27 protein-coding genes and 2 tRNA genes are annotated in these 26,256 nt (G+C 64.0%); 9 read left to right on the top strand and 20 right to left on the bottom strand.

Annotation, left to right across the window (positions count from 1 at the left end):
- Nucleotides 1-41: 41 nt before the first annotated feature.
- From CH266_RS19230 to CH266_RS19215, 4 genes are all read left to right on the top strand, one after another.
- Nucleotides 42-950: an ACP S-malonyltransferase gene (locus CH266_RS19230; RefSeq protein ID WP_094715948.1), complete on the top strand. Its 909-nt coding sequence runs from the start codon at nt 42-44 to the stop codon at nt 948-950.
- A gap of 88 nt (nt 951-1,038) precedes the next feature.
- Nucleotides 1,039-1,383: a meromycolate extension acyl carrier protein AcpM gene (gene acpM, locus CH266_RS19225; RefSeq protein WP_045841363.1), complete on the top strand. Its 345-nt coding sequence runs from the start codon at nt 1,039-1,041 to the stop codon at nt 1,381-1,383.
- 8 nt (nt 1,384-1,391) lie between these two features.
- On the top strand, nt 1,392-2,642 hold the full coding sequence (locus CH266_RS19220) for a KasA/KasB family beta-ketoacyl-ACP synthase (protein ID WP_027497449.1): 1,251 nt from the start codon (nt 1,392-1,394) through the stop codon (nt 2,640-2,642).
- 132 nt (nt 2,643-2,774) lie between these two features.
- A complete protein-coding gene (locus CH266_RS19215) occupies nt 2,775-4,208 on the top strand; it encodes an acyl-CoA carboxylase subunit beta (RefSeq protein WP_094715947.1) in 1,434 nt (477 codons plus the stop codon).
- Nucleotides 4,209-4,374: 166 nt separating this feature from the next.
- Here the strand turns inward: CH266_RS19215 and CH266_RS19210 are convergent, their stop codons facing one another.
- From CH266_RS19210 to CH266_RS19200, 3 genes are all read right to left on the bottom strand, one after another.
- On the bottom strand, nt 4,375-4,824 hold the full coding sequence (locus CH266_RS19210) for a cold-shock protein (RefSeq protein ID WP_094716046.1): 450 nt from the start codon (nt 4,822-4,824) through the stop codon (nt 4,375-4,377).
- Nucleotides 4,825-4,912: 88 nt separating this feature from the next.
- Nucleotides 4,913-5,425: a DUF3145 domain-containing protein gene (locus CH266_RS19205; RefSeq protein ID WP_032368158.1), complete on the bottom strand. Its 513-nt coding sequence runs from the start codon at nt 5,423-5,425 to the stop codon at nt 4,913-4,915.
- 144 nt (nt 5,426-5,569) lie between these two features.
- Nucleotides 5,570-6,373, bottom strand: a complete 804-nt coding sequence (locus tag CH266_RS19200) for a serine hydrolase domain-containing protein (RefSeq protein WP_027497453.1) — start codon at nt 6,371-6,373, stop codon at nt 5,570-5,572.
- 85 nt (nt 6,374-6,458) lie between these two features.
- On the opposite strand from CH266_RS19200, the gene CH266_RS19195 reads away from it, so the two are divergent.
- A complete protein-coding gene (locus CH266_RS19195; protein WP_094715946.1) occupies nt 6,459-8,594 on the top strand; it encodes a molybdopterin-dependent oxidoreductase in 2,136 nt (711 codons plus the stop codon).
- A 69-nt stretch (nt 8,595-8,663) separates the two neighbouring features.
- Nucleotides 8,664-8,740: transfer RNA gene (locus CH266_RS19190), tRNA-Ile, on the top strand.
- A gap of 1,100 nt (nt 8,741-9,840) precedes the next feature.
- Here CH266_RS19190 and CH266_RS19185 read toward each other — a convergent pair.
- The 5 genes from CH266_RS19185 to CH266_RS19170 all read right to left on the bottom strand — a co-directional run bounded on the left by CH266_RS19185 (nt 9,841) and on the right by CH266_RS19170 (nt 13,166).
- Nucleotides 9,841-10,455, bottom strand: a complete 615-nt coding sequence (locus CH266_RS19185) for an EI24 domain-containing protein (RefSeq protein WP_141214556.1) — start codon at nt 10,453-10,455, stop codon at nt 9,841-9,843.
- Entirely contained in the window at nt 10,452-10,802 is a 351-nt protein-coding gene (locus CH266_RS19180; RefSeq protein ID WP_032382772.1) for a hypothetical protein, read from the bottom strand. The genes CH266_RS19185 and CH266_RS19180 overlap by 4 nt, the downstream gene beginning before the upstream one ends.
- Entirely contained in the window at nt 10,799-11,674 is an 876-nt protein-coding gene (locus tag CH266_RS25945; protein WP_255175965.1) for a hypothetical protein, read from the bottom strand. The genes CH266_RS19180 and CH266_RS25945 overlap by 4 nt, the downstream gene beginning before the upstream one ends.
- Nucleotides 11,675-11,701: 27 nt before the next feature.
- Complete coding sequence (locus CH266_RS25940) at nt 11,702-12,595, bottom strand: hypothetical protein (protein WP_255175964.1); 894 nt, start codon at nt 12,593-12,595, stop codon at nt 11,702-11,704.
- 103 nt (nt 12,596-12,698) lie between these two features.
- Complete coding sequence (locus CH266_RS19170) at nt 12,699-13,166, bottom strand: universal stress protein (protein WP_027497473.1); 468 nt, start codon at nt 13,164-13,166, stop codon at nt 12,699-12,701.
- 110 nt (nt 13,167-13,276) lie between these two features.
- Here CH266_RS19170 and CH266_RS19165 point away from each other — a divergent pair, with 110 nt between their 5' ends.
- Nucleotides 13,277-13,999, top strand: a complete 723-nt coding sequence (locus CH266_RS19165; protein WP_027497474.1) for a GAF and ANTAR domain-containing protein — start codon at nt 13,277-13,279, stop codon at nt 13,997-13,999.
- 11 nt (nt 14,000-14,010) lie between these two features.
- On the opposite strand, the gene CH266_RS19160 is transcribed toward CH266_RS19165, so the two are convergent.
- The 3 genes from CH266_RS19160 to CH266_RS19155 all read right to left on the bottom strand — a co-directional run bounded on the left by CH266_RS19160 (nt 14,011) and on the right by CH266_RS19155 (nt 16,224).
- The gene (locus CH266_RS19160) at nt 14,011-15,477 is read right to left on the bottom strand and encodes an MFS transporter (RefSeq protein ID WP_094715945.1); all 1,467 of its coding nucleotides are present in this window, start codon (nt 15,475-15,477) and stop codon (nt 14,011-14,013) included.
- Nucleotides 15,478-15,532: 55 nt separating this feature from the next.
- A complete protein-coding gene (locus CH266_RS25530; protein WP_155288446.1) occupies nt 15,533-15,685 on the bottom strand; it encodes a hypothetical protein in 153 nt (50 codons plus the stop codon).
- 71 nt (nt 15,686-15,756) lie between these two features.
- Nucleotides 15,757-16,224 carry an NUDIX domain-containing protein gene (locus CH266_RS19155; RefSeq protein WP_094715944.1) on the bottom strand — a complete coding sequence of 156 codons (468 nt, stop codon included), beginning with the start codon at nt 16,222-16,224 and terminating at the stop codon, nt 15,757-15,759.
- Nucleotides 16,225-16,386: 162 nt separating this feature from the next.
- Here CH266_RS19155 and CH266_RS19150 point away from each other — a divergent pair, with 162 nt between their 5' ends.
- On the top strand, nt 16,387-17,028 hold the full coding sequence (locus tag CH266_RS19150) for a ScbR family autoregulator-binding transcription factor (protein ID WP_027497477.1): 642 nt from the start codon (nt 16,387-16,389) through the stop codon (nt 17,026-17,028).
- On the opposite strand, the gene CH266_RS19145 is transcribed toward CH266_RS19150, so the two are convergent.
- Together CH266_RS19145 and CH266_RS19140 are read right to left on the bottom strand one after the other, a co-directional pair.
- Nucleotides 17,006-17,920 carry an AfsA-related hotdog domain-containing protein gene (locus CH266_RS19145; protein ID WP_048318625.1) on the bottom strand — a complete coding sequence of 305 codons (915 nt, stop codon included), beginning with the start codon at nt 17,918-17,920 and terminating at the stop codon, nt 17,006-17,008. The two genes, CH266_RS19150 and CH266_RS19145, sit on opposite strands and share 23 nt — an antisense overlap.
- A 273-nt stretch (nt 17,921-18,193) precedes the next feature.
- Nucleotides 18,194-18,266 (bottom strand) — tRNA-Asn (locus tag CH266_RS19140).
- 182 nt (nt 18,267-18,448) lie between these two features.
- Here CH266_RS19140 and CH266_RS19135 point away from each other — a divergent pair.
- A complete protein-coding gene (locus tag CH266_RS19135) occupies nt 18,449-18,694 on the top strand; it encodes a hypothetical protein (RefSeq protein ID WP_027497479.1) in 246 nt (81 codons plus the stop codon).
- On the opposite strand, the gene dnaG is transcribed toward CH266_RS19135, so the two are convergent.
- From dnaG to CH266_RS19100, 7 genes are read right to left on the bottom strand one after another with little or no spacing between them, the layout of a single operon-like run.
- Nucleotides 18,691-20,607, bottom strand: coding sequence for a DNA primase (gene dnaG, locus CH266_RS19130; RefSeq protein ID WP_032384555.1), 1,917 nt, complete (start codon nt 20,605-20,607; stop codon nt 18,691-18,693). The two genes, CH266_RS19135 and dnaG, sit on opposite strands and share 4 nt — an antisense overlap.
- Nucleotides 20,608-20,649: 42 nt before the next feature.
- Nucleotides 20,650-21,924, bottom strand: coding sequence for a deoxyguanosinetriphosphate triphosphohydrolase (locus CH266_RS19125; RefSeq protein ID WP_027497481.1), 1,275 nt, complete (start codon nt 21,922-21,924; stop codon nt 20,650-20,652).
- Complete coding sequence (locus CH266_RS19120; protein WP_027497482.1) at nt 21,925-22,641, bottom strand: YdcF family protein; 717 nt, start codon at nt 22,639-22,641, stop codon at nt 21,925-21,927.
- A gap of 55 nt (nt 22,642-22,696) precedes the next feature.
- A complete protein-coding gene (locus CH266_RS19115; protein ID WP_027497483.1) occupies nt 22,697-23,305 on the bottom strand; it encodes a response regulator transcription factor in 609 nt (202 codons plus the stop codon).
- Complete coding sequence (locus CH266_RS19110; RefSeq protein WP_094716045.1) at nt 23,302-24,411, bottom strand: sensor histidine kinase; 1,110 nt, start codon at nt 24,409-24,411, stop codon at nt 23,302-23,304. Before CH266_RS19110 ends, CH266_RS19115 begins: the two co-directional genes overlap by 4 nt.
- A gap of 46 nt (nt 24,412-24,457) precedes the next feature.
- Nucleotides 24,458-25,252: an ABC transporter permease gene (locus CH266_RS19105; RefSeq protein ID WP_027497485.1), complete on the bottom strand. Its 795-nt coding sequence runs from the start codon at nt 25,250-25,252 to the stop codon at nt 24,458-24,460.
- Nucleotides 25,249-26,163 carry an ABC transporter ATP-binding protein gene (locus CH266_RS19100; RefSeq protein WP_094715942.1) on the bottom strand — a complete coding sequence of 305 codons (915 nt, stop codon included), beginning with the start codon at nt 26,161-26,163 and terminating at the stop codon, nt 25,249-25,251. Before CH266_RS19100 ends, CH266_RS19105 begins: the two co-directional genes overlap by 4 nt.
- Between the last annotated feature and the right edge of the window lie 93 nt (nt 26,164-26,256).

The following is a 26,256-nucleotide window of genomic DNA, read 5'->3' as shown; positions in this document are numbered from 1 at the left end:
GACATCACTGATGAGGGGCCCGACAGTGTTCTCTTAACCCTGTGATTGCGTTGCTTGCGCCCGGTCAGGGCTCCCAGACTCCCGGCATGCTGCTGCCTTGGCTCGAAATCCCGGGCGCGGCCGATCGGTTGGCGCTGTGGTCCAAGGCCTCCGGCCTGGATCTCGTGCGACTCGGTACCACCGCCACCGCCGAGGAAATCACCGACACTGCGGTGACTCAGCCACTGGTCGTGGCGTCGGCCCTACTGGCCTTCGAGGAAATCGCCTCGCGTGGGCTGTTCCCCGACGACGCCATCGTGGCCGGCCACTCGGTCGGCGAGCTGGCGGCTGCGGCCATTGCCGGCGTGATCTCCTCCGACGACGCGGTATCCCTGGCGGCGGTGCGCGGGGCCGCGATGGCCAAGGCCTGCGCCCTCGAACCCACCGGTATGTCCGCCGTGCTCGGCGGCGACGAAGCTGCAGTTCTGGCCCGGCTGGAAGAACTCGATCTCGCCCCGGCCAACGTCAACGCAGCCGGTCAGATCGTTGCTGCAGGTCTGCTGACCAAGTTGGCGGAACTGGCCGAGAGCGCACCCGAGAAGGCGCGGGTCCGGGCACTTCCGGTCGCAGGTGCCTTCCATACCAAGTACATGGCATCGGCAGGCGACACCGTCGCCGCGGCCGCAGCCGCCATCACTCCGTCCGAGCCGACGCACACCTTGCTGTCCAACTCGGACGGTCAGCCCGTCGCATCGGGTGCCGATGCGCTCACCAAACTTGCCGCCCAGGTCACACGCCCCGTGCGGTGGGACCTGTGCAGCGCGTACCTGCGTACCGCGCAGGTCACCGGACTTGCGGAGCTGCCCCCGGCAGGCGCACTGGTCGGTATCGCCAAGCGTGAACTGCGCGGCGTGCCCAACCTCGGCCTGAAGACACCGGCGGACATCGCCGCATTGGCCGAGCTCGAATAGCTCGGTCACCATCACACCGCAGTCTCGGTACTGCGGATCGACTTCCACTCCCCGAGTGGCAGAAATGCACAACCGCGTCTCGAAGCACATGACTTCGGCGTTCGACACAGAAGAGAAGGGAGCCACAACAGTGGCCAGCCAGGAAGACCTCATCGCCGGACTTGCAGAGATCATCGAGGAGGTCACGGGCATCGAACCGTCCGAGGTGACCATCGAGAAGTCCTTCGTGGACGACCTCGATATCGACTCGCTCTCCATGGTCGAGATCGCAGTGCAGACCGAGGACAAGTACGGCGTGAAGATCCCCGACGAAGACCTCGCAGGTCTGCGCACCGTCGGCGACGCCGTCAACTACATCCAGAAGCTCGAAGCGGAGAACCCCGAAGCCGCAGAAGCTATCAAGGCCAAGCTCGACGACTCCGCGAGCGAGTGACACGACCCATGACCAACCCATCCACCGCCAACGGACGCTTCCCCAGTGTCGTCGTCACCAGCCTTGCTGCGACCACGTCACTCGCGGGTGACGTCGATGCCACGTGGAAGGGTCTGCTGAACGGCGAAAGCGGAATCGGCACTCTGGAAGACGATTTCGTCACCGAGTACGACCTGCCCGTGCGGATCGGCGGACACCTCGCGGTGAACCCGCAGAGTCTGCTCTCGCGGGTCGAGATCCGTCGCCTGAGCTACGTGGAGCAGTTGTCCACGGTGCTCGGTCGTGAGGTTTGGAAGAACGCCGGCTCGCCCGACGTCGATCCCCTCCGCCTCGGCGTGTCGATCGGTACCGGACTCGGTGGCGGCGATTCTCTCATCGACGCCAACGACAAGATGAAGGCCGGCGGCTACCGCAAGGTGTCCCCGCTCGCCGTTCAGATGGTCATGCCGAACGGCCCAGCAGCGGTCGTCGGGCTCGAGCTCAAAGCACAAGCCGGCGTCATCACGCCCGTCTCCGCCTGCTCCTCGGGATCGGAAGCCATTGCGCATGCATGGCGGATGATCGTGATGGGCGACGCGGACATGGTCGTCACCGGCGGCGTCGAGGGATACATCGACGCGGTTCCGATCGCCAGCTTCTCCATGATGCGGGCGATGAGCACCAACAACGACAACCCGAAGGGTGCGTCACGTCCGTTCGACAAGGATCGTGACGGCTTCGTCTTCGGTGAAGCGGGTGCGCTCATGGTCATCGAGACCGAGGAGCACGCCAAGGCACGCGGCGCAACGATCCACGCCCGCCTGCTCGGTGCCGGAATCACCTCGGACGGGTTCCACCTCGTGGCCCCCGACCCCGAGGGCAAGGGTGCCGCGCGTGCGATGCAGCGCGCCATCGAGACCGCAGGCCTGCAGAAGTCCGACATCACCCACGTGAACGCCCACGCAACGGCAACTCCCATCGGAGACACTGCCGAAGCGCTGGCGATCAACAAGGCAGTCGGAAATCACGCAGCGGTGTACGCACCGAAATCCGCTCTTGGCCACTCGATCGGCGCTGTCGGCGCCCTCGAGTCGGTACTGACGGTGCTGGCAGTGCGAGAGGGAATCATCCCTCCCACACTGAATTTGGAGAACCAAGATCCCGAAATCGATCTCGATGTCGTCAAGGGCGAGCCCCGCGTCGGACAGATCGACTACGCGATCAACAACTCGTTCGGATTCGGTGGGCACAACGTAGCGCTCGCCTTCGGTAAGGCGTGATCCGCTGAGTCGACTTCTCGACTCAGCGAATCCCGCTCTCGCAGTGCATGATCCGAGCTGGGGCCGTTCTTTCGACGGACGGCCCCGGCTCGGGCCTCGCCCCCGCCAGGGGCCCTGAAGAAGGACAACGCGATGACCATTCTGGCCCCTGTCACACGATCCGGCACCTCCACCGATCCGCGCGACCCCCTCACCCGCCTCGAAAAGCTCTTCGACGCCGGAACCACTGTCCCCCTGCATGATCGGGACAAGTCGGGAATTCTGGCCGCATCGGGCGAAATCGACGGCGTCCACACCATCGCCTACTGCTCCGACGCCACCGTCATGGGCGGTGCCATGGGGGTGGACGGCTGCAAGCACATCGTTGCCGCGATCGACACCGCCATCGAACAGCGCGCCCCGATCGTCGGCGTCTGGCACTCGGGTGGTGCTCGCCTCGCCGAGGGCGTCGAGGCTCTCCATGCCGTCGGACTCGTCTTCGAGGCCATGGTGCGAGCGTCCGGCCTCGTCCCACAGATTTCCGTCGTCCTCGGTTTCGCAGCCGGTGGTGCAGCGTACGGTCCCGCCTTGACCGACGTCGTCATCATGGCTCCCGAGGGACGCGTATTCGTCACCGGACCCGACGTCGTTCGCAGCGTCACCGGCGAACAGGTCGATATGGAGTCGCTCGGGGGCCCCGACACGCACCACAAGAAGTCCGGGGTCTGCCACATCGTCGCCGACAGCGAGATGGACGCGTTCACCCGCGCCCGCCGTCTGGTGTCGATGTTCTGCGAGCAGGGCGTGTTCGACATCGCCGCCGCAGAACACGGCGACACCGATCTACGCGCACTGATGCCCGAATCCAACCGTCGTGCCTACGACGTGCACCCGATCATTCACGAACTGCTCGACAACGTCGAAGGCGAATCGACGTTCGAGGAGTTCCAGGGAGGCTGGGCTCGCAGCATCGTCATCGGTCTCGGCCGCATCAGTGGCCGCACCGTCGGCGTGATCGCCAACAACCCCATCCGACTCGGAGGTTGCCTGAACTCCGAAAGTGCCGAGAAGGCAGCGCGTTTCGTTCGCCTGTGCGACGCCTTCGGTATACCGCTCATTGTGGTCGTCGATGTGCCGGGCTACCTGCCGGGCGTCAGCATGGAATGGGAAGGCGTCGTTCGCCGCGGAGCGAAGTTGCTGCACGCGTTCGCCGAGGCCACCGTCCCCCGCGTCACGCTGGTCACTCGCAAAATCTACGGCGGTGCCTACATCGCGATGAATGCCCGCGCACTCGGTGCCACCGCGGTCTACGCCTGGCCCGGCTCCGAGGTCGCCGTAATGGGCGCGAAGGCGGCCGTCGGCATCCTGCACAAGAAGGCGCTCGCCGCCGCACCGGAGGAAGAGCGAGAGGCACTGCACGACCGCCTCACCGTCGAGCACGAAAGCATCGCAGGCGGTGTCGATCGCGCAGTGGCCATCGGCGTGGTCGACGAGGTCATCGAGCCCAGCAAGACCCGAAGCACGGTTGCCAAGGCTCTCGCCGCAGCACCTGCGGCTCGCGGAAGTCACAAGAACATCCCGCTCTGATCGACCCGACCACTACCTACTGCGGTCCGTCAGCCCTGCCCCGAGACCCCACCCCGGTTGGGAAACCCACCCCGGTTGGGATCAATGCGCCTTTCAGGCACTCCATGTGCAAGAAAGCCACATTGATTCACACCGGGGACGGGCGAACGAGGTCGATCGAGGTCGGTCAGCCCTGGATCCATCGGTGATCGTGGGCCAGTCGAACTACGGCCGATCGCACGTCGAGTATCTGCGCAGCCGTGAGCGTGCCGTTCGACGTCAGTAGTTGTTCGGTCAGCTCTGTGGTGAAGTCCGCCTCGGACAGGACGTCCGCGCCTGCGTCGTCGTGGCGCTGGTGACCACTGACGGGTGCGGTGTTGTGAAATGGGACGTCGGGTTTGTGACGGGTAACCAGAGCGGTCGACGTCGGCCCGTCGATGATCTGAACCTCGGTGGCCTTGAGACCCCGGTCACCGTCGATGGCAACGTATTCGACGCGTACTCCCGGTGCCAACAGTCGTTTGTCGAAGTCCAGATCGTTGACGTGGATGAACACGTCCTCGCCGCCCTCGTCCGGCGCTACGAATCCGTACCCCTTGAACTCGTCGAATCGAATCACTTTTCCGGTCGACAACATCGAACTCACCACTCCACGGTCGTTCCCACATGCCTACCCCAGGCACGAACGCGAAACTACCGCCGCGACGAATCCCCGGCAACCGCTGCTAGCCGACGTTGCGGCTGAGCCAGGTCACTTCTGCTCCTGCGCCTCCGGTGCGGAACGGCTCGAGTGCGGCATCCCAATCCGAGCCGAGCGCGTGCTCCACTGCGGCGGCGAGGTTGCCTTGGTTGTTCTCCATCAGGGCGCGCAGTCGCATCTCGCCGAGCACCACGTCCCCGTTGGCACTCGTCGATCCGCGCCAGAGACCCAATCCGGGTACGTGCGAGAACCGTTCGCCGTCGACGCCTTCGCTGGCGTCTTCGGTCACCTCGTAGCGCAGCATCTGCCAGGAGCGCAGGATGCCGGCGAGCTTCGCTCCGGTGCCTACGGGCCCGATCCAGTCCGTGGTGGCGCGCAGCTGACCGTCGGATGCCGGCTGCGCGGACCACTTCAAATTGGCACGGCAATCGAGGGCGTCGGACAACGCCCATTCGACATGCGGGCACAGCGCAGCGGGCGACGAGTGGATGTACACAACACCCGACGTCGCATCTGCGAATTGGTTCGATCCACGCATTGCACTACCTCCAGCTTCGACGAGGGACGTCTTCCCCAACGACCTCGACATGCTCGAACTGGTTGCAGCGATTCAACGCGTGTGTGTACTAGTGTGCCCCGAGTTGCCCCTGTTGCGCCAGTGCAATCTGTGAACGGTGGTGTTTCACCCGGCCAGGACGGCGTCGGAGAGCTCGGGCCAGAGCGGTTTGGCCCAATCTCCGAAGTTCCGATCGGTCAGCACCACACACGCGATCCTCACCGACGGGTCCACCCACAGGAACGTCCCGGCCTGTCCGAAGTGGCCGAACGTAGCCCTCGAGTTGTTACTCCCAGTCCAGTGCGGGGTCTTGTCATCGCGCAGCTCGAACCCCAGACCCCAATCGCAAGGCTTGTGCGATCCGTACCCGGGCACGATTCCGTTCAGGCCGGGAAACTGCACGTCGACGGCCGAAGACAGTGTCTGCGACGCGAGGAGAGTCGGTTCCAACAGCTCCGCGGCGAACTTGGTCAGGTCTGCAACGGACGAACGGGCACCGTGACCGGCCGACCCGGGCAGCGACGTGTCGACCATCCCGAGCGGACCGCAGACGGCCTCATCCAGGTAGTCGGGAAAGGTAATTCCCGACTCTGCTTCGATGAGCTCGGCCAAGACCTCGAATCCCGCGCTCGAGTAGATCCTCTTTGTGCCGGCAGGAGCCTGCACCTTCCGCTCGCCGAACGCCAGTCCCGAGGCATGCGCCAGCAGATGCCGCACAGTCGACCCCTCCGGCCCTGCGGGCTGATCGAGCTCGACGGCACCTTCCTCGACCGCAACGAGCACCGCGTAGGCGGCGAGCAATTTGGTGACCGACGCCAGCTCGAAGACGCGCGCGGTGTCCCCCACCTCCTCCCGCACTCCGGCGTCGGTGACGACGGCAGCACTGACATGGTCGACGGGCCACGAGGCAGTGAGATCGAGGGTAGTCACGACCCCAAAGCCTAATTGTCCGTCGATGCCGGTGGATCGGTCCCCCGCCGGGCTAGTCTCGGACGACAGGAATGGGAGAAATGCGATGTCGGTTGTGTATGGATCGTGCAATCTGTGCGAGGCGATCTGTGGTCTCGAATTCACGGTGGAGAACAACGCGGTGGTCTCGATCCGCGGCGACGAGAAGGACCCACTCTCCCGGGGCCACATCTGCCCGAAGGCTCTGTCGTTGATCGACCTTCATGCCGACACCGATCGGCTCACCACACCGGTCAAGCGGGTGGGTGAGAAGTGGGAGAAGATCGGCTGGGATGAGGCGTACGACCTCGTCGTCGATGGCCTCGTCTCGACGCGGAAGAAGTACGGCTCCAACGCTGTCGGGCTCTATCAGGGCAATCCCAACGTGCACTCGATGGGTGCGATGACCCACGGCATTCCGTTCACGTCGCTGCTGCGCACCCGCAATCGGTACTCGGCGACGTCCTTGGATCAGTTGCCGCACCAGCTCGTCGACCATCTGCTCTACGGCCACCAGCTCCTGCTGCCCATCCCGGATATGGATCGAACCGATTTCTTCCTCGTCCTCGGCGGCAATCCGATGGCCTCCAACGGCAGCATGATGACGGTGCCCGACTTCGCCAAAAGAGCACGCGCACTCCGTAAGCGAGGTGGCCGACTGGTAGTGGTCGATCCACGTAAGACCGAAACGGCGGATATTGCCGACACCCACTTCTTCGTTCGTCCCGGCAGCGACGCGCTGCTGTTGCTGGCGATGATTCACACGATCGTCGCCGACGGCTCCGTCCGAGTCGCCGACTACGTCGACGGTGCCGATCGACTTGCCGATCTCGTCGCCGAATTCACGCCGACGGCGGTGGCGCCGATCGTCGGCATGTCGGCAGACGACATCTCCTCTCTCGCAACGGAATTCGCTGCGGCGAAGTCTGCAGTGGCGTACGGCAGGATGGGGGTGTCGACGCAGCAGTTCGGCACGGTGTGCCAGTGGGCGATCCAGGTACTCAACATCATCACGGGCAATCTCGACCGACCGGGCGGTGCGATGGTGACCGATCCGGCGATCGATCTGATCTCGCAGGGCATCGTCGGTCGTGGCCATTTCGACAAATGGCGCAGCCGCGTTCGCGATCTCCCCGAGTTCGCCGGCGAGTATCCCTGTTCGACGCTTGTCGACGAGATCACCACCGAGGGCAAGGACCAGATTCGTGCCATGGCCGTCCTGTCCGGCAATCCGGTGCTGTCGATGCCCGGCGGTAGTCGCCTCGACGAGGCCTTCGCCGGTCTCGATTTCATGGTGTCGTTCGACTTCTACATCAACGAGACCTCGCGGCACGCACACGTAATTCTGCCGCCGACGATGTCCCTCGAACGCGATCACTACGATCTGATCTTCAATTCTTTCGCGGTACACAACACTGCCAAGTACATGCCAGCAGTCCTACCCAAGCAGGCTGACGCCAAGCATGATTGGGAGATCTTCCGCGACTTGTCACTGCGCTACAAGAACCGCATGGCAGGCTCCACCGTCGATCGACTGAAGGCACGATTGACGCCGAAGAGCGTCATCGGCGAGGCCCGTCTGCGCCTGTCCCCTGCTCGCACTCTCGACATCCTGCTCCGTAGCCGACGAAAAGGGTTGTCGCTGAGGAAGCTTCGAGCCAACCCGCACGGCATCGATCTGGGACCGCTGCGTCCGGGCTTTCCCCAGAAGCTGAAGACCAAGGACAAGCGCATTCAATTGATCCAGGACGTCGTGGTCGGTGAACTGCCTGCCCTGGTGGACCTGATGCACTCGAGCGCGGTTCCCAAAAACGACGAGCTCCTGCTGATCGGTCGACGACATCTGCGCAGCAACAACTCGTGGATGCACAACACCGCTCGGCTCACCAAAGGCAAAGCGCGACATCAGCTTCTGGCCCACCCGAACGATCTCCTCCAGCGCGGGATCGAGGACGGTTCGATGGTGTCGGTCACCTCCGCGGCCGGTACCGTCGACATCGAGGTTGCGGCGTCCGAAAAGATGATGCCCGGGGTGGTGAGCATGCCGCACGGATTCGGTCATCAGCGCCCCGGCGTGCAGCTCTCGGTCGCCACCACTGTCACCGGACCGAGCGTCAACGACATCACCGACCCCGCCCGAGTCGACGCGGTATCGGCGAACGCGATTCTCAACGGCGTTCCGGTGCAGGTGAGGGCCAAGTAGCGCCCCCGATGGAACCACGAGACGGCGTGATTCTGTACGATTCTGCTGGCTCGTACCTGGTACGGGATTGGGGCGGTAGCTCAGTCGGTTAGAGCCGTGGACTCATAATCCATTGGTCGCGGGTTCGAGCCCCGCCCGCCCCACCAAGACTTCTGACATTGTCTAGATGCCGGGTCGTCAGACGGCCCCTGGAGCTCAACTAGCGGCCGTCGCCAGGGCGAAGCCGGGTTTACTCAGCCGATCACCGACTCTGCAAACTTCTTTCCACCGCTTGCGCAATCTTAGATCTAGTGCCGCTCTCGGCAGCCGCTGCCAACTGCGCGGCGGTCAGGAGCAGCGCTAAACGCCGTGTTGACATTTGGGCTGCTGTCCCCTCACCCGAGGGACATCCGTCGACAACTGCTGTCACGGTTGCAAGCTCACTCGGCTCTATGAAGTCGCGGTTATCGAAAGCAAACGACCGTAGAGCAGCGACCAGCGCCAGTACCGGCGCGAAGAATGGCAATACCAGGACCAAAAGTGGCCCGTATACGAAGACTCGGAGAACGATATTCGGCAAGTACGAATATGTCGCGTTGTCCCGTTCACCGAAGCGCTGGTCGATTCCGCTTCTGATCAAAGCCATAAGCGTTAAAAATGCAGAAGTTAAGACAAAGCCCGCAAACGTGCTTTTCACCCCAAACCATTGACAAGATGCCACGAGCAGAACCAGTGCTGACAACCGATATCCTGGTGCGACTGAAGTACGGGCCCGAAGAGAACACGCGATAGCGACTCCCAAGACCGCAGCTTGTGGCCACCACATTCCCTCGGGGCTCCGCCAGTCCGAGAAGGATACGATCCAGGTCGGCATTTGCCAACCCATCGATTCTACAGGTCCTCGATACCAATCGATGGGCCTTGGGAACCCCGACTCGTTGAGGATCGCTGACACACCAGCACACCACACCCACGTGGAAACGAGAAGCAAGAACGACATATCGATGAGGCGTGCCCATGTAGTTTCGAAGAAGTCCTGGACCAACCCTTTGAGACTGGTTTGCGCGGATTCGACGTTCATCATTCTATTACTCCCCCGGGGCCGAGTTCACTTTCGTGGAGGCTAGCGCGAGTGTCCGACAAGAAGGAATCCGTCATTGCGGGCGGTGCCAACACAGGGGCGGGTACAGCGTCGCAGAAAGGGTGTTCACTTCACGTTTCAACTTCCTGAGCAAATCGAGCGATCCTTCACTACGCAACCAAGGAACTATGAAGCGCGGTGGCATACTACCTTTATCGTCACAGCGGTTGCTCTCCGATACAAAGCCGACCAATACACCAGCAGTGCAGCAGCATTGGCCCCGAACCACAGCCACGTCAGGAATGCCGCCACCACGCCGGTGACGAAGAATCCCAGCACGAGTGCCACCACCCAGCCGAGTAGGTAGGCGAGGATCGTGATGACCGCCGCTGCGGTACAGCGCCACGGGGATTGCTTCACGGTGTGTAGTGCAGCGCGCAGAGGGTTTCGGCGACCGTCCACTGCCGCTGGAAGTATGAGCAGCGCAAAGACAATCACGATAACCGGGAGCAGGGGGAAGAGAATTGCGAGCGCAACGGCCGCCCCGGTCAGCACCACGCACCAGGCCAGTACCCGCGGTCGTCGCCACGTCCGGCTCACTGCACCCGATGCGTTGCCGTCAACCACATCGAGTGCCGTCGAGGCGGTGAACCACAGGGCGCACACCACCGTTGCGGCGGAAACGACGACCAACGCAGCGAATCCGAGGGAGGACGTCGGAGCCGGATCCCCCACCACGGTCAGCGCCTGAATCAGAGCCGAGACGACAACCCCCGATGCGAGCAGTAGCACCCCTCTCACGGCGCACCGACCGTCGAATTGCGGTCGAGTACGTCCTGCACCGAACCCGAGTAGAGCACGGTTGCGCCGACCTTCACCTCGACCGTGCTCGCGTCGTCGGACGTGGCCGTACCGGTAATCGTCTCGTTACCGGTTGTCGTCCCGGCACATTCGATGTCTGCCCCGGTGCCCGAGCACACGGGCGCAACCAGGATCTCGATTCCTTGCTCGAACAGAACGTCGTTCACCGCGTAGCGGAGGTTCCCGAGTTCGGCTCCCCCGACCGGCGCGAGCGCGGCGGTCTGCGAGCACCCCGCGCAGGCCAGCACTGCCGCCACCGTGATGAGCTGTCTACGAACACCGTTCATCGCCCCTGCCTCGTCTCGTACGCAATCAGTCTGGCGTGCTCGTCGAGGTGTTGCTGTTCCAGAGCGGCGTCGGTGATGGTGCTCAGGTCGAACGGAGCGGGCAGAAGGAGCTCGGTGTTGCGATCGAGTCGCGAACCTCGTCGCATCAGCGGATTCTCGGCCCAGTCGTTCGCAGCCAACTCACGACTACGCGAAGCGAGGTCCAGGTAGCTGCCACTGTTTCCGGGCGTGATCGACGACGCGTGATCGAGCACCGTGGTGAACAGCGACAATGTCTCGTCTCTGTTGTCGACGATCTCCACCACCTGCTGTTGCTGCGGAAAGTCGATGCACGACGCGGTGGTGATCTCCCAGAACCCTCGTCCGTCTCGCGAATGCGCCAGGATCTGATTCTGGTGGGTGTGACCGTTGAGCCAACCGATCACCACAGGATATTTCAGAAGCAGATCGATGAATTGCTCTGCGCCGTACAGCTTGACCGACTGTCCCGGCCGCTGTGCACGGTTCTCCAGGGTCAGGCTGTTGTGGTGGGTGTAGATCAGGACGAGCTTGCGTTCGGCCTGCGCCTTCTCCAATTGCTGAGTGAGCCAGTCGAACTGGTCCTCGGGCACCGCCCCGTCGGGGCCGGCGACGGCGTTGCAGGTGTCGAGTCCGAACGTGCGAACGTTCGGAGTCGGGTCCGCCGCCCACCACGTTTCACCCGACTCGAGGTTGTGCTGGGTGAAACCGTGCCCGATCGGCCCTGGGGTGGGAGTCGTCTCGAAGTGCTCTTGCATGAACTCACGCTGCTCGAAGAGGTACCGAGCCGGATCCGCCGACACTGCTCGAAACCCGGGCCGAGCACCGGATCCGACCCCGAGCGCATCGACCATCCTCTGCAGCGGACTACCTGTCGATGCCTACCCGGCCAATGCCGAGGTGGCCGTCGCTTCGAGTGTGTACGCCTTCTGTCCCCCGACCGCGAGGGCATGCAGCTGAGAGGAGAGATCGAACGTGCCGAGCAACAACGTGTCGTGATTGCCGTAGACGGAATACCACGGGACGGGTAGCCCCACCGATTCGACGGCCCCCGACATCGCCTGCGTCAACAGATCGGGAAGCGTCGGAAATCCGTAGTCACCGAACGACCCTCCCGACGGATCGCCCGGCCGATACGCCGACTGCGCCTCGGGCCACGCTTGCACGCCCTCGAAGACGTCGGATGTGCCGCTCGTAGGCCGGACTGCCACGCCGTCGAGAACGTCTATGTAGCAACGAAGTTCGAGATGAGAATGCATGTCGGCGCTGTCACCGGTGACAACCGCGGCCCCCATGGGAGCGCCGGTGACCGAACTGATTCGTGCATCCGCAAATGCCTTCACCATCGCTGCCGTGACGTGCACGGTCAGCGGGTCCTGCGGGTGGAAGGCCGAGCCCCATGCGGCATGGTCGGAGACGATCATGGGCTCGATCCGGCCGGGCGATTGCGCATCGATGACATGCATGTCCGACAGGTGCCCCAAGTAGAGCAACGAGCGTCTGGCCTGCACCCGAGACGCGCTGGGTGCCCGCCCGAGGATGTCGAGGCGAGGGACGTAGGGCTCCCCCGGCCCCGCAGCGAGCACCCGGTACCGACCGGGGCCGGTCGACGATCTCAGGATGGTCTGCGCCAGCGTTCCGCCGACATCGGTCTCTCCTGAAGCCGGCTGCGCCCGAGCGACAAGGGCGTGGCCCAGAACCTGCGGTGCGATTCCCCGTGCCGCGGCGAGGGTGCCCACCCGAGTGACGAATTGACGACGCGACAGACCAGCCATGGAACTCCCCGAATCCGAGAACCGCACCACATGCGCCTCGCATCCGACGAGGTGACTGCCTATTTTTACAGGGAAAACCGCGGACTGGTTGGAATTCGAGCCTTCATGGCACCACTGTGACCGGCCAGCGGCCCGCCTTGACCAGTCGCACTGCCACAGATCCCGCCAATCGGTGCCCGGCGCGTTCGGAGGCCCCCACCACGACGGCGTCGGTGCGGAGTCCATCGGCAACCGCGACGAGTCCGTTGTACGGATCACCCTGCGCAGTGCGGAATTCCCAGCGAACCTGCTCTCGCTCCCCGAAGCGGGCCACCGAGGTTCTGATGTAGTCGAGGAGTTCGTCGGCGATCTGTCGGCCCGTTTCCACCATCGAGATCCCCGCCTGGCCCCACGACGCGGTGGCGATGGGCTGCACGTAGACCAGCACCAGAAGCGATTGTTGCCTACGGGCCAGTCCTCCGGCGTATGCGGCGGCCCGCCAGGACGAATCCGAGCCGTCGACGCCCACCACGATGGACTTCGGGCCGTCGTGGCCGTACTCGAACCCCGTAGATTCCTGCGCATTGCTCACGACATGAGGCTACTGCCAGCCCGTTGGTGCAGGGACCCCGGCGCAGGGCGGTACGGTTGATGTGCTGCGCAACCGGTTTGCCCGGCATGCGCCACACGACGGGAGAAGCAATGACCGACGACGAACAGTTCGACGCTCCGTCGACCGACCCGGCAACTGTATTCGCCGCTCTGGCCGACATCGTGTATCGCGGCAGTAGCGCAGAAGAGGTCTACACCGCTATCTGCAACGCCGCGACGATGGTTGTCCCTCACTGCGATCACGCGAGCCTCATGTTGTTGCGCCACGGAAAGGCCGTCACCGTCGCGGCCTCGGATGACGTGGCACGCGTCGTCGACGACATCGAACGCGCCACAGGTCAGGGACCGTGCCTGGATGCGCTGACCACCGAGGCCGTCCAACTCGAGCCGGATTTCAGCAGCCCCACCCAGTGGCCCGCAATGGCTCGGGGTGTCCTGAACCGCACGCCGGTCCGGGGAGCGATGGGGTTCCGCCTCAAGGTCGACGAGCAGAAGGTGGGTGCTCTCAACCTGTTCACCGACACCGCGGGTGCCTTCGATGCCGACACCGCCGACAAAGCCGTCATCCTGACTGCATTCACTTCTGTGACGGTCGGGGCGATGCTGAACGGCCAAGAGGCATCGACCTTGCGCGACGGCCTCGAGAGTAACCGCGAGATCGGCAAGGCGATCGGCCTCATCATGGCGCTGCACAAAGTATCCGACGAAGAAGCGTTCGCACTGCTCCGCAAATCGTCGCAGGATCTCAACGTCAAGATCGCCGATCTCGCATCGACGGTCGTCCAGCGGCACGGCAAGGGCCTGTCGAGCTGAACGAGCCGAGATCAGTGACCGCTCTGCACCTTCTTCGGTAGAGCGAACACCAACGCCAACGCAACGACGCTGAACGCGGCACTGACGGCCATGGCCATTGCGGCACCGTGCAGGAAGCCGGATCCCACGGTATCGGGGCCGGTCATGGTGAGTGAGCCGAACAGCACACTACCGATGACTGCGATACCGATTGCGGAGCCGACGCGCTGCATCGTCGAGATGACGCCGCTCGCGGCCCCTGCGTCGTCGCGGTCGACGGTTGCGACGATGAACTGCGCGTTGGGAGCGATGAACGCGCCGTTGCCCAAGCCCGCGATGAACAGCGGGACCAGCAGAGTCCAATGGGAGATGGTGTCGGCGGAACTGGTCGCCAAGATGATCCACAGCCAGATCAAGCCGATCGACACCAGCGATGCGCCGAGGATCAGTACGGTGCGGCCGAGTCGGATCGTGAGCTTGTTGCTCTGCGAGGACGCGATGATGCTGCCGATCGCGAACGGTATCGAGACCAACCCGGACGAGAGGGCCGTATTGCCGAGCCCGGTCTGCCACAACAACGAGATGGTGAAGAAGATGCTGGTGAACGCTGCGAAGTACACCAGCGCGAGAATCACACCGCCGGTGAATGCCGGTCGGGTGAACAGTCGCGGCGGCACGAGCGGATTGTGTCCACGACCGCTGTGGATCACCTCCCACCAGCCGAACACTGCAATCAGGCCCACGCCTGCAGCAATGGTCACGTAGGTCCACAACGGCCACCCGAGCTCCTGGCCTTCGATCAGCGGTACGAGCAGCGCGATGAGGCCGGCGGAGATCAGCACCAACCCGAGCCAGTCGATGCCCGGCCTTGCAGTCGGCTCGGATTCATCCTTCTTCGGCAGCAGAACCGCCGCCGCGATCAGACCGACGATGCCGATCGGCAGGTTGACCCAGAAGACCAACCGCCAGCCGTTCTCCTCACCGAAAGCCTGGATGATCAACCCGCCGACGATCGGCCCCAACGCAGTCGACACTCCGATGACCGCACCCATGATCGCAAATGCCTTGCCGCGCACAGGGCCTGGAAACAGCAGTTGAATGAACGCTGTGACAGCGGGCACGAACATTCCGCCTGCCAGACCCTGAACCACTCGGGCAACCACCAACTGCAGATCGTCCTGAGCGAGTCCGCAGGCGAAGCTGGCCACCGTGAACAGAGCGAGGCCGGTGAAGAACACCCACTTGTGCCCGATCCGATCCCCGACCTTGCCCGCCGGAATCAAAGCGAGACCGAACGCGAGCGCGTAGCCCGAGATGATCCACGACAGAACGGATTCCGATGCCTCCAGCGTCGTGCTGATCGTCGGCAATGCGACGTTGACGATGGTGGTGTCGAGCAGGGCCATGAACATGCCGAGCAACAGAACCACCAGGGCTTGCCAGGCACGCTTGGGTACCTCGATCGCCGGTGGGGTCGCTGACGCAATACCGTCGGTCACTGCACTGCCCTTCGTAGTAGTCGCTGAGCAGTATCGACCGAACGGTCTGGTATTGCTAGCCGATCATTGCGGACGCGGCGAACATCCAGGACAGGCCGGTGGCCAGAGCCACGAACCCCGAGGCCACGATTCGACCTGCCCACTGACCTTCCAGCAGAGCCGTTTCCACGCGAGCCGTGTCGGCGTCGGTCGTCTCCATCGGTGTCATGTTCCACTTCCCACCCTGCATCCGCGGCCGTCGTTTCCGGCCGCCGGATACCCCCGGATTCGACGCCGAAACTAGCGCGACTCCACAATGGCCTCCACTGCGTCGAGAAATGGGTGCTGCGCGGCCAGCAGCTTTGTCCTCGCCAGTGGCACCGGAAACCATTCGATGCGGTCTACCTCGGGAAACGATTGCATCTTTCCGGATTTCGGCGGCCATTCGATCTCGAATGTGTTGCTCATCGCAGTGGAGACATCGAGGTCGGACTCGATCCCGAACGCGGTGACGATCTTCCCGCCGCGCTGTGTGACGGTGCCGAGCTCGATGGGGTTGCCCGCCGGCACCTCGATGCCGACTTCCTCTCGGAATTCACGCTGAGCCGCCGCCCACGGGTCTTCGGCCTCGGTGAACTCCCCCTTCACCATCGACCACGCACCGTCGTCCTTCCGCACCCAGAACGGGCCGCCGGGATGGGCGATCAGGACCTCCACCACGTCGGCGTTCACACGAAACAGCAGAATGCCCGCGCTCTTGTTGACCATGTGATGAGCGTGCCATCAATTCGCACGCTCACCGTCATCCCCCATCACCATTCGAGCAGGCGCGCACGGTTCGCCCCTTGGGCATCGACACCGATTTTCGGTGAATTGCCGTCTTTTGACTCGGAGAGTGCCGCGAAAGCGGGTACCAGCTATTGTCTACCGATGCAAGAGCGCGCAGAATCGACCAGGCAGGCCGTACTCGTGGGAGCCGCATCGAGCTTCGACAAGTTCGGCTACGGCACAGCCAGTCTGAGCACCATCATCGCCAACGCCGGCGTCAGCAAGGGTGCGATGTACTTCCACTTCTCGTCGAAGGAAGATCTGGCGCAGGCCGTGATCGAGGCACAGATGGCTCTTGCCACCGCTGCCACCGTCACCATCATCGAGAGCACACCGAAGGCGATCGATGCCCTGATCCTGATCACCAAGGAGTTGGCGCGTCAGCTGCAGACCGACCCCATCGCACGTGGCGGCATGCGGTTGACGTTGGAATCGACGACGGCTCAGAATCCGAATGCGCAATCGTTCGACGACTGGATCGGAATGATCGCGAAGTTGACCGAGCGCGCCCGGACCGAAGGCGACATCGTCGACGACGTGGACACGGCCGCACTCGCCAGGATGATCGTCGCATCGTTCACGGGAGTTCAGACCGTCTCGGAGATGCTCACCGGACGCGCCGACCTCCAGCTTCGGATGACCGAGATGTGGCACCTGTTGCTACCGTCGATCGCCCCTCGCCGGCGACTGGCCCGGATACGAGCGGTCGCCGACGCACCGCTCATCGACTGGAACGATCGCTGAGCGGTAGCCACGGTTCGGGTGTCGCCGTGACGGACATCGCCGAGAGCACGACCCCGTCGTGCTCGAACTGAATGCGGTGAATGCCGTCGGTCGTGTCGCTGTCGACGATGACCGTGCACGGGTTGGCCCATTCGGCGAACCCCAAGAACCTGACCTCGAGGGACGTGAAATCCAGTCCCACACAACCGGTGGCCAAACGCAACGCCTGACGGGCGGCTTCGAGCATGGTGACGCCCGGTAGGTATTCCACCGAGTGATCGAACATCGCCAGGTTCCGCGGATCCGGAGCCACCACGAGCGTCCCGTCCGAGGTATGACGAGCCAGTACTACATCGGAGGGGTCGAGACGGCCCACACCGGCCGGTTCCACCACCTCGGTTCCGGCGGGAAGGTACCGAAAGTGTGGGTCGGCCATGGTCGGCTTGCGGACCTTGGAGTAGACGTCCGGTCCGATGGGACGCACGGACGCCGTTCCGGAGGCGACGACCTGACCGCGGTTGAGCAGTCGAGCCGACAGCTTCAGGTTGTCCAGCGACTCGTCCTCGAATGTGCGGTCGGTCGTGATCGACTCGGCGACAAGCGAATCGTCGATGTTGTCGACCGACAGCAGGTCGAGAATGTCGAACCGGAAGTGCTCGATGTAGACCACGTGGTCGAGCGGGACGTCGTGTTCGACGTGACAGAACAGGCTCACTGCCTGCCGTAGCGCCTCGGCGATCATCAACGAATCGTGGGTGCGACGTACCGGCACGAACATGCGATGCGACGTCGGCAGCTGTACCGCCGCACGATGCATACCGTCGACCGTCTCGTAGTCGGTCAACAGCACGTCCGCCGGAGAGCGCCGATGCACGAGCTGGCGTGGAACGGTGGATGCGTAACTCAAACTCACTTCAAAGCCCCTTAGAACCCGACCGATCCGTCTTTTTTCAGCACTTCCGAGCGTCCCGGATCGCACGAACAGTATGTCGCGAGACACCGACAAAACTGGCATCCGTCGACCTGATTCATTCGATCGATATACAGAAGATTCGGTCACGATCTGATAGCTGTCCGGGACTCTCGGTACCACATGTGCGGTACGTTCTCGCCGACCGATCCGGTCACGGGCGAGCGACCCCGGACAGCAAAAATCCCCGCCCGGACAAGCCGGACGGGGACTGCGCTCCCCCACCTGGACTCGAACCAGGAACCCTTCGATTAACAGTCGAATGCTCTGCCAATTGAGCTATGGGGGATTACCTTGCGGCGTCACACTCTCGTGCGAGCCGTTGGAAACAATAGCGCACACCCCCTTGTGAGTACCAAATCGGGCCCACGAGAGCGCCGAGGCAGCCTCCGCTGTGTACCGAATCGCCCTGCTCGAGGTTCGTCGGGCAAGATGGAAGAACGGCCGCACGCTCTACGGAAGGACCCACTGATGATTCGTTTGGTACTGGCGGCTGGAGCTGCATATGTACTGGGAGCCAAGGCCGGACGGGGCCGCTACGAGCAGATTCGCAAGACGGCCAGCGCCGTCGCGTCGAGCCCGGCGACCAAGAAGGCCATCGAGGTCGGCCGTCAGAAGTTGTCCGACTCTCTGAACACGCAGCCGAGACTCGAGCCGATGAAGCCGGTCGACGACGAAGACCAGGTTTTCGTCCCGCGCGATCAGCTGCGGCGCTAACCGACCTCGGCGACGCTTCCCACGGCGAGTTCGAGCAGGCTGCGGCGGTACTGCTCGAGGGCGATGAGATCACCGAACAGGGCGTTGTAGTCGTCCGGCTTCTCCGCAGGCGACATGCGCTGCAGCTTGGACTTCAGTTCGGCGACCTGCTGGCCCACCCACACCTCTTGAAGCCGGGCGAGCACACCGGAGATGTAGCGCGTGAGAGCGTCGTCGGCCACGCGCATCGGGTCGACGGCCAACTCCGTCACCAACGACACCACCACGGCGTCCTTGGCCTGCTTGGCCACCGCGTCGACCCACTCCCCACCGCCCAGGCCCGCGGCAGTGCCGCCGGCCGCGGCCACGGCATCACGCACCGCGGCGTACGCCGGATGGTGAAAGCTCTCGGGTGGCAGCGAATCGAAGACGGTGCCGGCGACCGCGGGCATCTGCAGCACCGCTTTGAGGGCCTCTCGTTGCGGCCACAGCGTCGGATCGGTGGGGTTCGGACGCGGCGGCCCGGTGGGGGCTTCCGTCGGCGCTGCCTGACGCTTCTCGAAGGGCACGCGTTTACCGCTCGTGTCGCCTCGGGCACCCTTCTTCGCCTCGTCGCGCACGCGGGCGAGCACCATCGCAGTGTCGTCCCAGCCGGTCCACCCGGCGAGCTGCCTGGCGTACTCGTCCCGCAGTGAGGCGTCCTTGATTCGCGCGACCACCGGAACAGTGCGCTTGAGCGCTTCGACGCGCCCCTCGGGCGTGTCCAGATCATGCTCTCGGAGCAGCGATTTGACGACGAAGGCAAACATCGGGGTCCGCCGGGCCACGAGATCGCGAACAGCGTTGTCACCGGATTTCAGGCGCAGGTCGCACGGGTCCATTCCGTCGGGTGCAACGGCGACGAAGGTCTGCCCGGCGATCTTCTGATCCCCCTCGAACGCCTTCATGGCGGCGGCCTGGCCGGCGTCGTCACCGTCGAATGTGTAGATCACCTCACCGCGAAAATAGCTGTCGTCCATCATCAGTCGGCGCAGCATCGCGAGGTGGTCTTCGCCGAACGCGGTGCCACAGGACGCCACCGCAGTCTTGACGCCGGCCAGGTGCATCGCCATGACGTCGGTGTAGCCCTCGACGATGACGGCCTGATGCGACTTCGCGATCTCCTTGCGTGCCAGGTCGAGCCCGAACAACACTTGAGACTTCTTGTACAGCATCGTTTCCGGGGTGTTTATGTACTTTCCGGGCATCGTGTCGTCGTCGAACAGTTTGCGCGCGCCGAAGCCGATGACGTCGCCGCTCTGACTGCGAATCGGCCACACCAACCGGCGCCGGAATCGGTCGATGGGTGTGCCGCGCTTGCCCGGGGTTGCCAGGCCGGCGTCGACTATCTCCTTGGCTTCGAAGCCCTTGCCCAGCAAGTGCTTGGTGAGGGTGTCCCAGCCGTCGGGTGCGTATCCACAGCCGTAGGCCAGCGCGGCGTGGCCGTCGAAGTTGCGTTCGGTCAGGTAGTCCCGTGCGGCCTGGGCATCGGGCCCGCTGAGCCGGCCGGCGTAGAACTCCTGAGCCGCCGCGTTCGCGGCGATCAGGCGCGCGCGGGTCCCTCGATCACGTTGGACCGAGGGCCCTCCGCCCTCGTAGGAGATCGAGTAGTTCAGCCGATCGGCAAGTTGCTCGACGGCCTCGACGAAAGAAATGTGCTCGATCTTCTGGAGGAAGGAGTAGGCATCACCACCTTCGCCGCAGCCGAAGCAATGGTAGTGACCGTGGTTGGGCCGAACATGGAACGACGGAGACTTCTCGTCGTGGAAGGGGCACAACCCCTTCATGGAGTCGCCGCCCGCGCGCTTGAGCGAGACGTAGTCGCCGACTATGTCTTCGATCCGTGTGCGTTCGCGAATGGCGGCAATGTCACGTTCAGGAATTCGGCCGGCCACGAGGGGCAGTCTAGTCCCGAATCGAGGGACACTCCGAATGCATCAACCCCAGCTGGCCTGAGCTCCCAGAGAGCGCTTGTCGACCAATTCGAGTCGGCTTTCGGTGTACGAGGCGATCTGATCGACGACGACGCGAGTCCGTTCGGCGTCGCTGTTCGCGCGTTGCCACGCGGGCACCAGGATGGGATCGAGTTCGCCCGGCGCCGAGCGCATCAACCACTCGGCGACGCGATGGATCCGGTCACGTTGACGTTCCTGCCGAATCTTGTGCCCAGCGTCGGACATGACGTACCGCAGTGCCATGGTCTTGAGCAGAGCCACTTCGGACGCGACGATCGACGGCACCACGAGGTCGGCGTCGTACCTCGTCAATGCTGCCGTGCCGTACTTCTGACGGGTTCCGTCGATGGCAGCCGTGGCGAATCGCCCGACCAGCTCGCTCGTCATGTGCTTGAGCGCCACGGATGCGGTGAGGGTGCCGTCGTATCTGCCGACCGCGACGACGACGTCCATCTTGGACAGCCGGCTCGCCGCCTCGATCAACTCGTCGACGTCGAGTCCGCGGAATTCCGAGACACCGAGTTCGGCCAGTGCCCGCTGCTCGATCGGATCGGATAGTGCGCGCAGGTCGATTCTGGCGTCGATGACGCCGTCCTCGACGTCGTGTACCGAGTAGGCGACGTCGTCGGACCAATCCATGGTCTGCGCTTCGAGGCACTTGTGCTTGTCCGGTGCACCGTCGCGTACCCAGCCGAGAATGGCCGAGTCGTCGTCGTAGGCACCGAATTTCGCGCCCGGCGCGGGCCTGGTCCACGGATACTTCATCGCGGCGTCGAGGGCGGCGCGGGTGAGGTTGAGTCCCGCGCTGTTGCCGTCGGAGTCGAGGATCTTGGGCTCGAGGCCGGTCAGGATGCGCAGGTTCTGCGCGTTGCCCTCGAATCCGCCGCAATCTTGGGCCACCTCGTCGAGGGCCCGCTCGCCGTTGTGTCCGTAGGGAGGATGACCGATGTCGTGTGCCAAGCCCGCCAGATCGACCAGATCGGGGTCGCTGCCGAGCCCCTCCGCGATGCTGCGCCCGATCTGCGCGACCTCGAGCGAATGCGTCAACCGGGTGCGCGGGGTGTCGCCGTCGCGGGGCCCGGTCACCTGGGTCTTGTCCGCAAGACGACGCAGGGCAGCACAGTGCAAGACCCGCGCCCGATCTCGCGCGAACGCACTCCGATGCGAGGCGTTGTCCGCCCCGGATCGAAGCCCAGCGGTCTTGGGCGGTTCGGGAACGAATCGTTCGACGTCGTGCTCGGAGTATGTGCCGGTCATCTACTGGCCTGCCGTGTAGGAGAAATCAGCGGTGAAGTGCGTCAACTGGTACCACAGCAGAGCGCCTGTCTCCCTGGCTATTCCGTGCGCCTGCGACTCGCGGGTGTAGACGGCAGGCCCGGTGCGGGTGGGCGACGTCCATGCATCGAGATCGGCGTCGCGCGCCATGGTTCGGGTGCGCAGCGAGTGCCACGGATCGCTGACCAGTACCACCGATGTCTTGCCCTGGTCTCGTAGCGTGGCGCTGACGGCTTCGATGCTTTCGAGGGTGTCCGATCCCGTTTCGACGGCCACGATCGCGTCGGCAGGCACGCCCTGATCTATCAGGTAATTGCGACCCGACGCCGCCTCGGTGAACAGGTCACCTTCCTGCTTGCCGCCGACGGTGACGATCTCGGGAGCGATGCCCTGCTCGTACAACGAGGCCGCCTGCGCCAAGCGTGCCTCGAACACCGTCGAGGGCGTACCGCTGTACTGCGCCGCACCGAGTACGACGATGGCGTCCGCCGCAGTATGGTCGTCGATCCGAGCCACCTGCCACACGCGCACCGCGGTGCCCGCCACCAGGACGAGGGCCATCAGTATCACTCCCGCGACCAACCGACCCGTCCAGCGTCCGAGCGTTCCGAAGAAGCCCAGCCGCTCGGGACCGGGGTCCGGGGCATACCGGTCGTCGTACGGGTCGCCGTACGAATCTCGGTCGAGAGTTGGATTCACCCCTCGAGTTTGCCAGGCCCGCGCATCTTCGGCGGTCACGGCGCGCCTCGGAAGGTCAGAGCCACCCGCGGTCCTCGGCGACTCGGACCGCTTCGGCCCGGGTGCTGGTGCCAGTTTTTCCGATCGCCGAAGAGAGATGGTTGCGCACTGTCCCTTCCGACAGGTGCACCTGCGCCGCGATGGCACCGGCCGTTCCACCCTTCGACGCTGCGCGAAGAACTTCCTGCTCACGGGCGGTCAGCGGCGAGACGCCCTCGGTGAGCGTCTCGGTGGCGAGCGCGGGATCGACGACGCGCAGACCCATGTGGACCCGTCGCACGGCATCGGCCAACTGTTTGGCTGGAGTGTCCTTGACGACGAATCCGGAGGCTCCGGCGTCGATCGCTCGGCGCAGATATCCGGGCCTGCCGAACGTCGTGACGATCAGCACTCTCGACTCCGGTACCACCTGAGCCAGCTCGGCGGTGACGTCGATGCCGTTCTTGCCCGGCATTTCCACGTCGAGCAGCACGACGTCGGGTCGATGTTCGAGAACCGCCGCCACCACTTCGTCGCCTCGTCCCACCTCGGCGACGATGTCGAGGTCGTGTTCGAGTCCCAACAATGCCGCGAGAGCACCACGCACCAGCGCTTGGTCGTCGGCCAGCAACAGTCTGATACTCATGGTGCCGAGACCTCCACCTTGAATCCGCCGGTCGGAACCCGGGCGACCGTCAGTGAACCACCGGCAGCACTCACGCGTTCATCCAACCCGCGGAGCCCGTTTCCTCCACAATTTTCCTCGGCCGGCCCACATCCGTCGTCGACGATGGAAATGCTCGACGGCGTCAGCGTCACTCGGCAGTGCCGTGCGTGGGAGTGCCGCACCACGTTGGTCACCGCTTCACGCAGGACCCAGCCGAACAGTTCGCGGTGTCGCAATGGAACGACATCGGCATCCGCGGGCAGCTCGGCATCGATGGCTGCGGCCACCAGAGCTGTTCGTACGCTGGCCAATTCGGTGCCGATGTCGATCTGCCGCATGCCGCCGACGGTGCTGCGAACGTCGGCCAGTGCTTGCCGCGCAAGGGTTTCCACCTCGGCGATCTCGACAGCTGCTCGGGCAGCATCGATCTCGAGCAATCTGCCGGCCAGTTCGCTCTTGACAGTGATGACAGTCAAGGAATGCCCGAGAATGTCGTGCACGTCTCGGCTCATCCGCTCACGTTCGGCGACGATTGCCAGATCCGCCAATTGCTGCCTCGCCACGGCCAATTCGTGGTTGCGCTGGAAGACCTGAGTGATACCCCACGCAGCGGCCGAGCTGATCAGCAACTGAAACGCGAAAAAATTGTCGGGCTCCCAGGACGGGATGACCCGCGGTGCCCCTTCGATGAGCACCACCATCACCGCGACCAACGTCCACGCCTGCCGAACCGGCAGCGTCATCATCGCCAGCACCGCGATGTAGATCGTTGCGCCGAATCCGGTGGTTCCGATCAGCGCGCTCATCGCCGCGGTCAGGGCCAGCATTGCCGCGAGCGCGATCCAGGCCTGCCGTATCGGCAGCGGGTGTCCGCGGCGGTGACCGTTGCGAAAGCGCCAGAAGGTGGCCGTGAACACGACTCCGAACCCGACGATCGCGGCAATACCGAGGACCCGTGCCGCCACAGACTCCAACGACAGAATCTCGTTCAACGGATAGATCAGGTAGATCAGCCAGATGGCTCCGAACATCCAGCCGTACCGCCAGACCCTGCCCTCGGGGAGGTCGGCGGTGAACGTGGTCATGTCGCCCACGGTATCTCCGTGGGCGACACGATCGGTGGTTTCCGCGTCAGGCACGCTTGGTGTCTTTCCGGAACAGCAGCGCCGCTCCTGCGATGAACACCACCGCCCACACCACCAGGTTGACCACTGCGACGGCGAGAATGCCTGCGTCGGCCGAGGTGAACGGAGCCCGGGCCACAGTCGCCAGACCGTACAGCGGGGTGAACTTCGCCAGCATCGGGAACCAGCCGCTGTCACCGAGCGGGACGAACAATCCGCCGGCCAGGGCGAGGAAGGCCAGTACCGGTCCGAGGATCTGCATGACGTTCTCCGAGGGCAGCAGGTACCCCATGAACAACCCGAATGCGGCGAACACCGCAGATCCGAGCCACGCGATCACTCCGCAGGCGAGCCACACCCAGATCGGCATGTCGGCTCCGAAGAATGCCGCGACGACGAACACCACGACGATCGCTGCAGCACCCATTGTCATGGCGACGAGCATCTTGGTGACGATGTAAGCGACAGGTTTGAGCGGAGTCAGTCGCAACTGCCTGCTCCAGCCCTGAGCGCGTTCGACGGAGACCATCGCTCCCCCACTCGTGGTGGCCAGCATCGCTCCGTAGACGGCCATGCTGATGGCGATGTAGCCCGTGACATTGCCGTGCGCGAAAGGGTAGTTGGTCCGGTAGTCCGACTGCGTACCGAAGATGACGAAGAATACCGGCGGCATGACCAACGTGAAGACCAACGTGCGCTTGTTCCGGAACAGGCGACGGATTTCGAGTCCGAGGAACGTGGGCGAAAATCCGCCGTACGCAACGGCTCTGGCAGCGGTGGGGCGGGGCGAGGTCGTGGTCATCGGATACTCCCGGCGAGTTCGGTATCGGCATCGGTGGTCAGAGCGAGGAACGCGTCCTCGAGGTTCCGCGAGACAATTTCGAGATCGGTCGCGTGCGCGTCGTTGAGCAGGTAGCGGGCAACGCAGTCGGAGTCGCGTCCGTGCACGATCACCCGGTCGCCGCGCGTCTCGACCCGGTCGACTCCGGGAAGAGCGAGCAACATTGACCGGTCGACACCGGGCAGAGTGGCGGTGACCGTGCGTCCCGCCGCGAGGTTCTTGACCTCGGCGGCGCTGCCGTCGGCGACGATCTTGCCGTGCCGCACCAGGACAATTCTGTCGGCGTAGGCATCGGCCTCGTCGAGGTAGTGCGTTGCGAACAGCACTGTTCGGCCGGTACTCGCGTCCTGGCGAATGGCGTTCCAGAAGTCACGTCGACCCTCGACGTCCATGCCGGTGGTCGGCTCGTCCAACACCAGCAGATCCGGGTCGGGCAACAGTGCAAGTGCGAATCGCAGTCGCTGTTGCTGGCCGCCGGAGCACTTGGCCACTCGCCGGTCGCCGATGTCGGCGATGCCGGCCCGAGTCAGGACTTCCTTCACCGTCCGAGTTCGGGCGAACAGCGCCGCGGTCAGTTCGACGGTTTCGCGGACGGTCAGGTCGCGAAGAAGTCCGCCGGTCTGCATCACCGCCGAGATGCGCCCCTGAGCGATGGCGTCGGCCGGAGTTCCGCCGAACACCGATACCGTCCCGGTGGTGGGTATGGCCAGGCCGAGCATCATGTCGATGGTCGTGGTCTTGCCGGCACCGTTCGGTCCGAGAAAAGCGAGTACCTCGCCCGGCTCGATGGACAGGTCGATTCCGTCCACCGCACGGACCGATCCGTATGTCTTCGTGACGCCTCGCAGTTCGACTGCCTTCGTTGTGGTCATGACAGCTACTCTGCTGCGATCCGAGCCCGACCACCTCGACCGAGCGTCACGATTGCACGATGACAACTGTCATGGATCGACCTGCTCGATTCG

The sequence above is a fragment of the Rhodococcus sp. 06-1474-1B genome (genome assembly GCF_002258885.1).
GTDB lineage: Bacteria > Actinomycetota > Actinomycetes > Mycobacteriales > Mycobacteriaceae > Rhodococcoides > Rhodococcoides fascians.
This window is presented reverse-complemented; position numbering and strand designations above follow the sequence as displayed.